Raw genomic sequence first — 12,707 nt, 5'->3', positions numbered from 1 at the left:
CCGTTCAGGCAACGACAAGGTCCGTCGGCTGCGCGGCGTAGCAGTTCGCCAGCAGCTCGCGGGTGTACGGGTGCGCCACCTGGCCCGCGGTGATCTGCGCCGCGGCCAGCGTCTCCACGATCACGCCCTGGCGCATCACCGCGACGCGGTCGCACATGTGGGCGATCACGCCCAGGTCGTGGCTCACGAAGAGGAAGGTGGTGCCCAGGTCGCGGCGCACTTCCATCAGCAGGTTGAGCACCTCGGCCTGGATGGAGGCGTCCAGCGCCGAGGTCGGCTCGTCGAGCAGCAGCACGTCGGGCTCCAGCACGAGGGCGCGCGCAATGGCCACGCGCTGGCGCTGCCCGCCGCTCAACTGATGCGGAAACCTGAAGCGGAAGCTCTTGCCCAGGCCGACCCGCTCGAGCGCGGACACCACGCGCTGCTCGATGCGGTCGAAGCCGTGGAAGCGCATGGCTTCCGTCAGGCAGCGGTCGATGGTGTGGCGCGGATGCAGGGAACCGAACGGGTCCTGGAAGATCATCTGCACCTTCAGCCTGTAGGCGCGCTGCGGCGCCACGCCGGCCGCGCGCCGGTGGCCCAGCACGTCGACATTGCCTTGCCAGTCGCCGTCGAGCCCCGCGAGCACGCGCAGGATGGTCGACTTGCCGCTGCCGGAGCCGCCGACCACGCCGAAAGATTCGCCCTTGAACACCTCGAACGAGGCCTGCTTCACCGCCTGGTGGCGCTCGGCGCCATGGCCGTAGAACACGTCCAGCCCCTGGCAGCGGATGGCGGCTTCACTGGGCATGGCGGGCCACCGTTTCCTGGATGAGTTGCCGGTCGATGGTGGGCAGCGGCTGCCCGGGGTTGCGGCCCGTGGGCATGCAGTTGAGCAGGCCGCGCGTGTACGGGTGCTGCGACTGGAACAGGTCCTTCGCGTCGCACGACTCCACCACCTGCCCGCGGTACATCACCAGCACGCGGTCGCAGAAGTTCGCCACCATCTTCAGGTCGTGGCTGATCATGAGCAGGCCCATGCCGCGCTTGCGGATCTCGCGGTCCATCATTTCCAGCACCTGGCCGCGCACCATCACGTCGAGCGCGGAGGTGGGCTCGTCGGCGATGAGCAGGCCGGGCTCGGCGATCATCATCGCGGCGATCATCACGCGCTGGCCGATGCCGCCCGAGAGCTGGTGCGGATAGGCGTCGCACACCCGCTCGGGGTGGTCCACGCCCACGGTCTGCAGCATCTCGAGCACGCGGGCGCGCGCCTGGGCCGGCTTGAACACGCCGTGCAGCAGCCCGGCCTCGGCAATCTGCCTGCCCACGCGCAGCACCGGGTTCAGCGAGAACTTCGGGTCCTGCAGCACCATGGCGATGCGGCGCCCGCGAATGGCGCGCCAACCCGAAGGCGTCTGCCGCGCCAGGTCGACACCGTCGTACGTCATGCGGCGCGCCGTGGCCCGGCCGGGCGAACGCACCAGGCCCAGGATGGCGCGCGCCGTCATCGACTTGCCCGAACCCGACTCGCCCACGATGCCGATGCGCTCGGCGCCCATGCGCAGCGACAGCGACTTCACCACGTCGAGCGGCCCGCTCGCCGTCGGGTAGGTCACCGTGAGATCTTCGATGAGAAGCTCAGCCATTTTTCGGGTCCAGCACGTCGCGCAGGCCGTCGCCCACGAGGTTGAAGGCCAGGCAGCCCAGCAGGATGGCCACGCCGGGCACGGCCGCCACCCACCACTGGTCGAAGATGTACTGCCGGCCGGTGGAGATCATGGCGCCCCACTCCGACATCGGCGGCTGCGCACCCAGCCCCAGGAAGCCCAGGCCGGCGGCCGTCAGGATGATGCCCGCCATGTCCAGCGTGACACGCACCACGGTCGAGGGCAGGCAGATCGGCAGCAGGTGGCCGAACAGAATGCGCGATGTGCGCAGCCCCTGCACCCTGGCGGCCTGGATGAAGTCGCTGCCGCGCACGGTGCGGGTCTCGGTGCGCGCAATGCGCGCGTAGGCCGGCCAGGCGGTGATGGCGATGGCGATCACCGCGTTCACGATGCCCGGCCCCAGCACGGCCACGAGCGCCAGCGCCAGCACCAGCCGCGGAAAGGCCATGAAGACGTCGGTGACGCGCATCAGCACCGTGTCGATCCAGCCGCCGAAGTAGCCCGCGCACATGCCCAGCAGCAGCCCCAGCGGCGCCGACAGCAAGGCCACGAGCGACACGATGAGCAGCGTGGGCCGCGTGCCGTAGACGACCCGGCTGAGCAGGTCGCGCCCGAGCTGGTCGGTGCCGAGCCAGTGCGTGGCGCCCGGCGGCAGCAGGCGCTGCCGCACGTCCTGCGCATTGGGGTCGAAGGGCGCGAGCCAGGGCGCGAACACGGCCGACAGCACCATCGCCGCCAGGATCACCAGGCCGAACACCATGGCCGGGCTGCGCACCGCGCGCAGGCCCATGCGGTACCAGCGCCCGCAGCGCGCCTGGAAGGCCGACGCGGGCGTCTCGCTGAGCCACCAATCCTGTCGAAGCATCATGACCGGGCCCTCGGGTCCATCAGGTAGCCGAACACGTCGGACGCGGTGTTGAGCACCACGAAGCACAGGCCCACCAGCAGCGTGCCGCCGAGCACGGCCGCCACGTCGGCGCTGAACAGCGCGTTGGTCACGTACAGGCCGATGCCGGGCCAGGAGAACACCGTCTCGGTCAGCACCGCGCCTTCGAGCAGCACCGCATACGACAGCGCGATCACCGTGACCAGCGGCGCGGCCACGTTGGGCAGCACATGGCGCACCAGCACCTGCAGCTCGGAGGCGCCCTTGACGCGCGCCGTGAGCACGTATTCCTTGCCCAGTTCTTCAAGGAAGAAGGCGCGCGTCATGCGCGAGATGTAGGCCAGCGAGAAGTACCCCAGCAGCGCGGCCGGCAGCACCAGGTGCGACAGCCCGTTGCGAAAGGCCTGCGCATTGCCCGCGCGCAGCGTGTCCACCAGCACCAGGTTGCTCCAGGCGTCGACCGTGTACTGGTACACGTCGTCCAGCCGCCCCGGGCCGCCGACCCAGCCCAGCCGGGCATAGAAGATCAGCAGCGCCATCAGCCCGAGCCAGAACACCGGCACCGAGTACCCCAGCAGCCCGACCAGGCGCAGCACCTGGTCGATCCAGCGGTTGTGCTGGTGCGCCGCGAGCATGCCCAGCGGCACGCCGAACGCCACGCCCAGCACGATGCCCAGCGTGGCCAGTTCCAGCGTAGCCGGAAAGTACTGGCGCAAGTCTTCCATCACCTCGCGCCCCGTCGTCGTCGAGCGCCCCAGGTCGCCCTGCACCGCGTCCGTCACGTAGCGCACGAACTGCGTGGCGATCGGCTGGTCGAGCCCCATGCGGTGCCTGGCCTCCTGGTAGGCCTCGGGCGACGCGCGGTCGCCGACGACCTGCAGCACCGGGTCGATGGGCGCCGCCTTGCCGATCAGGAAGGTGACCAGCAGCAGCACCAGCAGCATCAGGGCGAAGGACAGGCCAGACCGCAGCAAGGCGGCCGGAGCGACGAGCTTGCGCATGGCCGTGCTACTTGCTGACGCCGTCGTACTTGATCAGGTCGGCCACGGTGCCCTGCACGTAGCCCTTGACGTTGCTGCGCAGCGCGACCCGGTTCTGTTCCTGGAAGGTGATGATGAACGGCGACTTCGCCTGCACCTCGCTCTGCAGCGCCTGGTAGGCCGCGGCGCGCCGGGTCGGGTCGACCTCTTTCAGCGCCGCCATGGTCCTGGCCGACAGCTCGGGAACGAGCCAGGAATTGCGCCACGTGGTGGTGCTCTGGTAGGCGGTGTCGCTGTTGTCCACGTTGTACGCGAAGGACTTCGCGTTGGAATGCGGGTCGAAGAAGTCGGGGCCCCAGTACAGCAGGATGGCCTCGTGCTTGCGGGCGCGGTAGCGCGTCAGCACCTGGGCGCCGGTGCCGGGCAGCAGGTTGAGCTTGATGCCCGCCTTGGCCATGGTGGCCTGCATCGACTGCGCCATGTCCATGAAGCGCTGCGTGTTGATCAGGTCCATGTCGATCTCCAGGCCGTTGATGCCGGCCTTGGCGAGGATCGCCTTGGCGCGTTCGGGGTCGGCCTTGTAGGGGTTTGTGGTGAGCGCACCGGCGAAGCCCACCGGCAGGAAGGCCTGGTGCGTGCGCATCTGGCCCTTGAGCAGTTGCGTCGAAATGCCGTCGTAGTCCACCAGGTAGCGCATCGCTTCCCACAGCGCGGGGTTGCGCAGCTTCTCGTTCTTGAGGTTGAGCGCAATGAAGTGCACGGCGGCCGCGGGGAAGTCTTCGATGCGCACGTCGGTGCGCGCCTTCAGCGCGTCGAGCTGGTCGGCGGCGAGATCGCGCGCGATGTCGGCGTCGCCGGACTCGATCAACAGGCGCTGCGTGGCGGACTCGGCCACGCTCTTGATGAGCACGTTGGGCGTCTTGGGCGGGCTCGCGGCCTTCCTGTTCGCCTCGAGCAGAAGCACTTCCTTGGGCTTGTACAGCTTCAGCTTGTACGGGCCGCTGCCGGCGGAATTGCGGTTGAGCCACTGGTTGCCCAGGTCGCCCGCCTTCTCGTTGGCCATCACGAGCTTCTCGTCGACGATGGCACCCGGCCGCGCGGCCAGCACGCTCAGCACGTAGGCCGGGCCGAACTCGCCGCTCCAGCCCAACACCAGCGTGTCGGCAGCGCCCTTGCGCACCATCTGCTCGACGTTGTCGGCGGTCCAGCCCAGCTGGCTCAGGATGAAGGCCGGCGCCTTGTTCAGTTTCAGCACGCGCCTGAAGGAGAACACCACGTCCTCCGGGCGCACCGGGTTTCCGCTTTCGAAGGCGGCGCCCTTGCGCAGCGTGAACTCGATGCTCTTGCCGTCGGCCGCCGGCTTCCAGCTCGCCGCCAGGCCCGGCTTGAGCTGCGTCGGGTCCTTGGCGTCGTACTGCACCAGCCGCTCGTAGATGTTGGTCACCACCTCGCCGCTGGAGAACTCGAAGGCCTCGGCCGGATCGAGGCTGACGATGTCGTCGATGTTCTTGACCACCACCAGCGTGTCCCTGGGCGTGGCGGCCCACGCGGACAAAGAGAGAAAGATGCCTGCAACTGCCGCGCAAATTCGAGGGTTCAAGGTTCGCTCCTGGTGAGGATGAAAAGGGGCAAGGAATGAGAACGCTGCAAGCTCAGGCGGCGCGCTGCGCAACCCATTGCTCGTACAGCGCGAAGCCCCTGGCGGCCAGGCCGCGGGCATCGAGGCAGGCGTCGAGCACGGGGCCGGTGTAGGCGCCCTCGGCGTCCAGCAGGTTGAGCGTGCCCAGCATGCGCGCGCCGTCGAGCACCGGGATGTTGATGACCGCGCCGAGCCCGTGCCGCACGATGGCGGGCAGGTCGGAGAAGTGCGGGCCGAAGTCGTCGGGGCGGCTGGCCACGAAGCACTCGCCGCGCTCCATCAGTGCGGTCCACTCGGTGCGGTCGCGCGGCTTCCTGCCGTGCACCGGGTAGGCGTCGGGCCGGGTGGTGTAGATGCGCTCGACGCTGGCTTCGTCGGGCAGCACGCGGCTGACGGTGAGCAGCTTGTGGCCCACGCGCTGCTGGAGCAGGTCGCTCACGGCGGCGAAGGTGACTTCGTATTCGGGTGTACGACGGGTGTTGATGCTCACGCGACTTTCTTCCTGGAAGGGGCGGCCTTGGCCTTGGCTTTGATGGACGGGCTGGTCACCCGCGTCGGGGAGCCATGGCTCTGCAGGTCGTGCGAGGCATGGGGGTCGTCCCCGTCGGCCTTGAACAGCGGCGCGGTGCCGACCCACAGCGCCTTGGCGGGCTGGGCGAATGGGTTTTCCCAGCAATGCGGCGTGGTGGACGGCAGGTGCACCGAGTCGCCTTCGTCCAGTTGCACCGTGCGCCCGCCGAGCGTGTAGCGCAGGCTGCCGCCGAGGATGTAGACCAGCTCTTCGCCCGGGTGCGTGATGGGCGTGGACTTGTGCCTGGCGGGAATCGTCACCACCAGGCCGTTGACCACGCTGCCGGGGAACTGCCCGCTGATCCGGTCGAAGGTCATGCCGCGCGACTGCAGCTGGAACGGCGAGCGAGCGCTCTGCGGAAAGTGATGGCCGGCGGCATTGCCCGCCTGGAAGAAGTAGTCCAGCTCCAGGCCCAGCACCTGGCCGATGCGCATCAGGGCAGTGAGCGACGGCGATGCCAGGTTGCGCTCCAGCAGCGAGATGTAGCCGATGCTGAGCTCGCTGCGCTTGGCCACTTCCGCCAGGCTCAGGTGCAGCAACCGGCGCCGCGCCCGCAGGGCTTCCCCGATGTCGGCGAGCACCCCGGTTTCGCGGCCCGCAGATGCGGCGTGCGTCGTCGGCGGCTCTTTGGGAGACTGCGTTTTTTTCATGGTGATGAAAAAGTGTAGCAGTCTCAGTAAAAATGTTTTACTTTTTCAGTGGTTCTTTTTAGTGCACGGCGCACCGTGCATGTGCGGCGCTGGCCGCACCCGCCGCACGAGCCGACCAGGCGCCGCGGTTCCCACCCTGGCGCGCTCCAGCTACAGTAGTCGCCCCGATCCGGTCATCCAGCCCTTCTGCCAAGCGCTCACGCGAGCCGGACAAGTGCCAGACCAGGCCGCACAACACACATTCAAGGAAACAGAGCCATGGGCGCCCAATGGAAAGCGAAACACAAGGATCTGGCGGCCAATGCCAAGGGCCGGCTGTTCGGCAAGCTCGCCAAGGAAATCATGATCGCCGCGCGCAACGGCGCCGATCCGGCCTCCAACTCTCGCCTTCGGCTGGTGGTGGAGCAGGCCCGCAAGGTGTCGATGCCCAAGGAAACGCTGGACCGCGCCATCAAGAAGGGCGCGGGCCTGACCGGCGAGGCGGTGCATTTCGAGCACGTGATCTACGAGGGCTTCGCGCCGCACCGCGTGCCGCTGATGGTCGAGTGCCTGACCGACAACGTGAACCGCACCGCGCCTGAAATGCGCGTGCTGTTCCGCAAGGGCCAGCTGGGCACCTCGGGCTCGGTGTCGTGGGACTTCGACCACGTCGGCATGATCGAGGCCGAACCCGCCCGGCCGGACGCCGACCCCGAAGTGGCCGCCATCGAAGCCGGCGCGCAAGACTTCGAGCCGGCCGGCGAAGACCACCCGGCGGTGTTTCTCACGGACCCCACCGACCTCGACCTGGTGAGCCGCGCGCTGCCGGCCCAGGGCTTCACCGTGCTGTCGGCCAAGCTGGGCTACAAGCCCAAGAACCCGGTCGATCCGGCCAGCCTGAGCGCGGAAGACCTGGAAGAGGTAGAGACCTTCCTGGCGGCCATCGACGCGAACGACGACGTGCAGAACGTGTACGTGGGGCTGGCGGGCTGAGACGCCGGGCGCAATGAAAAAAGGCCTGCCTCTTTCGAGGCCGGCCTTGCGTTCGGAACCGGGCAGCCGGTGCTCAGAACGGAATGTCGTCATCCATGTCGTCGAAGCCCGACGACGACTTGGCCGGGGCCTGGCGCGGTGCCGGCGCCGGAGCGCGCGGTGCGGCTGCGGGCGCACGCGGGGCATATCCGCCACCGCCACCGCCACCACTGTTGCCGCCGCCACTCGCACCGCCGCCATTGCCGCCTTGCGAATAGCCGCCACCACCACCGCCGCCACCTTGCGAGTAGCCGCCGTCGTCTTCGGGACCGCCCGCCGGGCCGCCCATGCCTTGACGGCTGCCGAGCATCTGCATCTGGTCGGCGCGGATTTCGGTGGTGTATTTTTCAGCGCCGTCCTTGTCGGTCCACTTGCGCGTGCGCAGGCTGCCTTCGACGTACACCTGCGAGCCCTTGCGCAGGTACTGGCCGGCAATTTCGGCCAGGCGGCCGTTGAAGACGATGCGGTGCCACTCGGTGGCTTCGCGCATTTCGCCGCTTTGCTTGTCTTTCCAGCGATCGGTGGTGGCCACCGTGACGTTGGCGACCTGGTCGCCGCTGGGGAAAGTCCGCATTTCGGGGTCGCGCCCCAGGTTGCCGACGACGATGACCTTGTTGACCGATGCCATATGCACTGCCCCTGATAAGTAGATGAAGGAGGAGGAAAAAGAACCGGAGATTGTGCCCCAAGGCATCCAGCCGGAGCCCGCGCCATCGCGCCCGAATGCCAGAATGGACCGCACCGATGAACCGAGAACCCGACTTTTTCGAGCATCTGCGCGCCGAGTTGCGCGGTGGCCGCGTCTGGCTCGACCGGGCCATCGTGCTCGGCTACGCCATTGCGGCCGGGCTCTTCGTGGTGGGCTTCACCTTCGCCAGCGACTGGGTCTTCGGCCAGTTCCACCGCTTCTACCGCGCCTGGCCCTGGGCCGTGCTGCTGACCACGCCGCTCATCACCGCCAGCATCGTCTGGGCCACGCTGCGGTTCTTTCCCGGCGCGGGCGGTTCCGGCATTCCGCAGATCAAGGCGGCGCTGCACCCGGACCTGCCCGAGGAGCGGCGATTCATGTTCGCGTCGCTGCGGCTGACGGTCGCCAAGATCGGACTGGGCGTGGCCGGCTTCGCGGCCGGCCTGTCGATCGGGCGCGAAGGCCCGTCGGTGCAGGTGGCGGCCGGGGTCATGCAGCACGCGCGGCGATGGCTGTCGCCCCACACCGCCATCGACGGCCGGGCGCTGCTGGTGGCCGGCGGGGCCGCGGGCATCGCGGCGGCGTTCAACGCGCCGCTGGCGGGCGTGGTGTTCGCCATCGAGGAGCTGTCGGGCCGGCTCGAGGCCCGTTCCAGCGGGCTGATCATCACGGCCATCGTGCTGGCGGGCCTGGTGGCCGTGTCGGCCTTCGGCAACGCCAGCTACTTCGGCGTGATCCGCGTGCAGCGGCTGGGCTGGGACGCGCTCGGGCCGGGCCTGCTGGTCACCCTGCTGAGCGGCGCGGCCGGCGGGCTGTTCGCGCGGCTGCTGATCGCCTCGCTGACCGGGGCGCCGGAGCGATTCAACCGCTGGCGGGCGCGCTTTCCGGTGCGGTTCGCGGCTGCCGGCGGGCTGGCGGTGGCGGTCATCGGGCTGGTGACGGGCGGCGTCACCTTCGGCGCGGGCTCCGAGGCGGTCAAGCAGATGCTGCAGGGCCACGACGAGCTGACGCCGCTCTACACCGTGCTGAAGTTCGTCGCCACCTGGCTCACGGCCTGGTGCGGCGTGCCGGGCGGCATCTTCGCGCCGTCGCTGTCGATAGGCGCGGGCATCGGCGACATGGTGTCCCGGCTGGCCACCGGCGAGCTGGGACCGGCGCTCATCGCCATGGGCATGGCCGGCTTCCTGGCCGCGGTGACGCAGGCGCCGCTCACCGCCTTCATCATCGTGATGGAAATGGTCGACGGCCATTCGATGGTGCTGAGCCTGATGGCCGCGGCCATGCTGGCCAGCCTGGTGTCGCGCATGATCAGCCGCCCGCTGTACGACACGCTGGCCGAGCACATGGTCGCCCGGGAGGTCGGCCGGACCGTTGGCGGCCCCCAGCCGGTGCACCCGCCTCCGCCGGAAAGCCCCGCGCCCAGCCCGCCAGAAGCCGGCCGCTCGCCATGAGATGCCCGCCGGACTATCATGTCCGGTTGCCCTCGGACGATCGCCCCCTTTGAATTCCAAAGCCACTGAACAAGCCGAACATCTTGCTGAACACGCCGAGCGCGAGGAACGCGAACGTGACGCCCAGCGCGAACGCGACACCTACCTCGGTGCCGTGCTCGCGCAGCAGCGCATCAGCATCCGCGGTGCGCGCACCCACAACCTGAAGAACGTCGACCTCGACATTCCGCGCAACAAGCTGGTGGTCATCACCGGGCTGTCGGGCTCGGGCAAGTCGAGCCTGGCGTTCGACACGCTGTATGCCGAAGGGCAGCGCCGCTACGTCGAGAGCCTGTCGGCCTATGCGCGGCAGTTCCTGCAGCTCATGGACAAGCCCGACGTCGACGTGATCGAGGGGCTGTCGCCCGCCATCAGCATCGAGCAGAAGGCCACCAGCCACAACCCGCGCTCCACCGTGGGCACGGTGACTGAAATCCACGACTACCTGCGCCTGCTGTACGCGCGCGCCGGCACCCCCTACTGCCCCGACCACCACCTGCCGCTGCAGGCGCAGACCGTCTCGCAGATGGTCGACGCCACGCTGGCCCTGCCCGGCGAGCCGCGCCTGATGATCCTGGCACCCGTGGCGCGCGAGAAGAAGGGCGAGTTCCTGGAGCTGTTCGCCGAGATGCAGGCCGCGGGCTACGTGCGTTTTCGCGTCGACGGCGAGACTTACGAATACAACGACCTGCCCAAGCTCAAGAAGACAGAGAAGCACGACATCGACGTGGTCATCGACCGCTTGCGCGCGCGCCCCGACATGCAGCAGCGCCTGGCAGAGAGCTTCGAGGCCGCGCTGCGCCTGGCAGAGGGCCGCGCCATCGCGCTGGAGCTGGGCGCAAGGCCTGAGGGCAGTGCCGATGGCGCTGCGGGCGTGGCCGACAAGGAGCACCTGTTCAACGCCAAGTTCTCCTGCCCCGTGTGCCACTACTCGCTGTCGGAGCTGGAGCCGCGCCTGTTCTCGTTCAACTCGCCCGTGGGTGCTTGCCCCAGCTGCGACGGCCTGGGCCACCGCGAGGTGTTCGACCCGGTGCGCGTGGTGGCGTTTCCGTCGCTGTCGATCGCCAGCGGCGCCATCAAGGGCTGGGACCGGCGCAACGGCTACTACTTCAGCATGATCGAGAGCGTGGCCAAGCACTACAAGTTCGACGTCGACGCACCCTTCGAGTCGCTGCCCGCCTCGGTGCAGCAAGTGGTGCTGAACGGATCGGCGGCCGAAGAGATCAAGTTCAACTACACCATGGAGTCGGGCAACTTCGTGGGCAAGAAGCTCACGAAGAAGCACCCCTTCGAGGGGATCATTCCGAACATGACGCGGCGTTACCGCGAGACCGATTCGGTGCTGGTGCGCGAAGACCTCGCGCGCTTTCGCAACCTGCAGCCCTGCCCCGACTGCGGCGGCTCGCGCCTGCGGCCCGAGGCGCGCAACGTGTTCCTGGTGGACGAATCGGGCCGGCCGGCGGACGGTGGTGAGGCTCCCCGCATGGCGATCTTCGAGCTCAGCCACCTCACCTTGCGCGATTCACTCGCCTGGTTCCAGAACCTCAAACTGCGCGGCTCCAAGGCCGACATCGCCGACAAGGTAGTGCGCGAGATCGGCCTGCGCCTGAAGTTTTTGAACGACGTGGGCCTGAACTACCTGAGCCTGGACCGCAGCGCCGAGACGCTCTCGGGCGGCGAGGCGCAGCGCATTCGGCTGGCCTCGCAGATCGGCTCGGGCCTCACGGGCGTGATGTACGTGCTCGACGAGCCCAGCATCGGCCTGCACCAGCGCGACAACGACCGGCTGATCGGCACGCTGAAGCATCTGCGCGACATCGGCAACAGCGTGATCGTGGTCGAGCACGACGAGGACATGATCCACGCCGCCGACCACGTCATCGACATGGGCCCCGGCGCGGGCGTGCACGGCGGCCGCGTGATGGCGCAGGGCACCTACGCCGAGGTGTCGGCCAACCCCGAATCGCTCACCGGCCAGTACCTGTCGGGCGTGCGCAAGATCGCGGTGCCCAAGCACCGCACCGCCTGGCTGCCGGTCGTGAAGAAGGCCGCGTTCAACGAAGGCAAGAAGGCCTCGCGCTTCGCGCCCAGCCCCGCGGCAGAACGGCGCGCCGCGCGCGAAGCGGCGCACCTGGCCTCGCAAAGCGACCTGCAGGAAATTCGCGTGGTCAACGCCACCGGCAACAACCTGAAGAACGTGAGCGTGGCGTTTCCGGTCGGCCTGCTGACCTGCGTGACGGGCGTGTCGGGTTCGGGCAAGTCGACCTTGGTAAACGACACGCTCTACACCGCCGTGGCCCGCACGCTGTACCGCGCGCACGAGGAGCCGGCCGCGCACGAGGCCATCGAGGGCATCGAGTACTTCGACAAGGTCATCAACGTCGACCAGAGCCCCATCGGGCGCACGCCGCGCAGCAACCCGGCCACCTACACCGGCCTGTTCACGCCCATCCGCGAGCTGATGGCCGAGACCAACACCGCGCGCGAGCGCGGCTACGGCCCGGGGCGCTTCAGCTTCAACGTGGCGGGCGGGCGCTGCGAGGCCTGCCAGGGCGACGGCGTGGTGAAGGTCGAGATGCACTTCTTGCCCGACGTGTACGTGCCCTGCGAGGTGTGCCACGGCCAGCGCTACAACCGCGAGACGCTCGAGGTGCTCTACAAGGGCCGCAACATCGCACAGATCCTCGAGATGACGGTGGAGACCGCGCACGAGTTCCTCAAGGCCGTGCCCACCATCGAGCGCAAGCTGCGCACGCTGCTGGACGTGGGCCTGAGCTACATCAAGCTGGGCCAGTCGGCCACCACGCTGTCGGGCGGCGAGGCGCAGCGCGTCAAGCTCGCGCTGGAGCTCAGCAAGCGCGACACCGGCCGCACCCTGTACATCCTGGACGAGCCGACCACCGGCCTGCACTTCGCCGACATCGAGCTGCTGCTGAAGGTGCTGCACCAGCTGCGCGACGCGGGCAACACCATCGTGGTGATCGAGCACAACCTGGACGTCATCAAGACGGCCGACTGGCTGATCGACATGGGCCCCGAAGGCGGCGCGGGCGGGGGCACGGTGGTGGGCGAAGGCACGCCGGAAGACATCGCGGCGAACGAGGCGAGCCACACGGGGCGGTACCTGAAGCGGCTGCTGTAGC

At 68.6% G+C, this 12,707-nt stretch carries 11 protein-coding genes; 3 read left to right on the top strand and 8 right to left on the bottom strand.

Annotated elements, in window-relative coordinates:
• Window positions 1-4 precede the first annotated feature (4 nt).
• Genes ACSFA5_RS25655 through ACSFA5_RS25625 form a run of 7 tightly spaced genes read right to left on the bottom strand, consistent with a single transcriptional unit; the run spans window position 5 to window position 6,375 of the window.
• Window positions 5-790, bottom strand: a complete 786-nt coding sequence (locus ACSFA5_RS25655; protein ID WP_435446866.1) for an ABC transporter ATP-binding protein — start codon at window positions 788-790, stop codon at window positions 5-7.
• Complete coding sequence (locus ACSFA5_RS25650; protein WP_435446865.1) at window positions 780-1,628, bottom strand: ABC transporter ATP-binding protein; 849 nt, start codon at window positions 1,626-1,628, stop codon at window positions 780-782. Before ACSFA5_RS25650 ends, ACSFA5_RS25655 begins: the two co-directional genes overlap by 11 nt.
• A complete protein-coding gene (gene nikC, locus ACSFA5_RS25645; RefSeq protein WP_435446864.1) occupies window positions 1,621-2,517 on the bottom strand; it encodes a nickel transporter permease in 897 nt (298 codons plus the stop codon). Before nikC ends, ACSFA5_RS25650 begins: the two co-directional genes overlap by 8 nt.
• Entirely contained in the window at window positions 2,514-3,536 is a 1,023-nt protein-coding gene (locus ACSFA5_RS25640) for an ABC transporter permease (RefSeq protein WP_435446863.1), read from the bottom strand. The genes nikC and ACSFA5_RS25640 overlap by 4 nt, the downstream gene beginning before the upstream one ends.
• A 7-nt stretch (window positions 3,537-3,543) precedes the next feature.
• Window positions 3,544-5,115 (bottom strand): ABC transporter substrate-binding protein, encoded by a 1,572-nt coding sequence (locus tag ACSFA5_RS25635; RefSeq protein ID WP_435446862.1) that lies wholly within the window; start codon window positions 5,113-5,115, stop codon window positions 3,544-3,546.
• A gap of 52 nt (window positions 5,116-5,167) precedes the next feature.
• The gene (locus tag ACSFA5_RS25630; RefSeq protein WP_435446861.1) at window positions 5,168-5,644 is read right to left on the bottom strand and encodes a hypothetical protein; all 477 of its coding nucleotides are present in this window, start codon (window positions 5,642-5,644) and stop codon (window positions 5,168-5,170) included.
• On the bottom strand, window positions 5,641-6,375 hold the full coding sequence (locus tag ACSFA5_RS25625) for a helix-turn-helix domain-containing protein (protein ID WP_435446860.1): 735 nt from the start codon (window positions 6,373-6,375) through the stop codon (window positions 5,641-5,643). Before ACSFA5_RS25625 ends, ACSFA5_RS25630 begins: the two co-directional genes overlap by 4 nt.
• Window positions 6,376-6,633: 258 nt before the next feature.
• Here ACSFA5_RS25625 and ACSFA5_RS25620 point away from each other — a divergent pair, with 258 nt between their 5' ends.
• Window positions 6,634-7,347 (top strand): YebC/PmpR family DNA-binding transcriptional regulator, encoded by a 714-nt coding sequence (locus tag ACSFA5_RS25620; protein ID WP_435446859.1) that lies wholly within the window; start codon window positions 6,634-6,636, stop codon window positions 7,345-7,347.
• A gap of 73 nt (window positions 7,348-7,420) precedes the next feature.
• On the opposite strand, the gene ssb is transcribed toward ACSFA5_RS25620, so the two are convergent.
• On the bottom strand, window positions 7,421-8,014 hold the full coding sequence (ssb, locus tag ACSFA5_RS25615; protein WP_435446858.1) for a single-stranded DNA-binding protein: 594 nt from the start codon (window positions 8,012-8,014) through the stop codon (window positions 7,421-7,423).
• A 116-nt stretch (window positions 8,015-8,130) separates the two neighbouring features.
• On the opposite strand from ssb, the gene ACSFA5_RS25610 reads away from it, so the two are divergent.
• Window positions 8,131-9,525 (top strand): chloride channel protein, encoded by a 1,395-nt coding sequence (locus tag ACSFA5_RS25610; protein WP_435446857.1) that lies wholly within the window; start codon window positions 8,131-8,133, stop codon window positions 9,523-9,525.
• Window positions 9,526-9,679: 154 nt separating this feature from the next.
• Entirely contained in the window at window positions 9,680-12,706 is a 3,027-nt protein-coding gene (gene uvrA, locus ACSFA5_RS25605) for an excinuclease ABC subunit UvrA (RefSeq protein WP_435447064.1), read from the top strand.
• Window position 12,707: the final 1 nt, after the last annotated feature.

Origin of the sequence: Variovorax monticola (assembly GCF_051216855.1) — a bacterium.
In the GTDB taxonomy this organism is placed as follows: Bacteria; Pseudomonadota; Gammaproteobacteria; order Burkholderiales; family Burkholderiaceae_C; genus Variovorax.
Note: the sequence above shows the minus strand (reverse complement) of the source record. Positions and strands in the feature narration are given on the sequence as shown.

Coding starts and splice junctions, on each gene's coding strand:
- ACSFA5_RS25655 (WP_435446866.1), bottom strand. CDS start 790: ATGCCCAGTGAAGCCGCCATCCGCTGCCAGGGGCTGGACGTGTTCTAC.
- ACSFA5_RS25650 (WP_435446865.1), bottom strand. CDS start 1,628: ATGGCTGAGCTTCTCATCGAAGATCTCACGGTGACCTACCCGACGGCG.
- nikC (WP_435446864.1), bottom strand. CDS start 2,517: ATGATGCTTCGACAGGATTGGTGGCTCAGCGAGACGCCCGCGTCGGCC.
- ACSFA5_RS25640 (WP_435446863.1), bottom strand. CDS start 3,536: ATGCGCAAGCTCGTCGCTCCGGCCGCCTTGCTGCGGTCTGGCCTGTCC.
- ACSFA5_RS25625 (WP_435446860.1), bottom strand. CDS start 6,375: ATGAAAAAAACGCAGTCTCCCAAAGAGCCGCCGACGACGCACGCCGCA.
- ACSFA5_RS25620 (WP_435446859.1), top strand. CDS start 6,634: ATGGGCGCCCAATGGAAAGCGAAACACAAGGATCTGGCGGCCAATGCC.
- ssb (WP_435446858.1), bottom strand. CDS start 8,014: ATGGCATCGGTCAACAAGGTCATCGTCGTCGGCAACCTGGGGCGCGAC.
- ACSFA5_RS25610 (WP_435446857.1), top strand. CDS start 8,131: ATGAACCGAGAACCCGACTTTTTCGAGCATCTGCGCGCCGAGTTGCGC.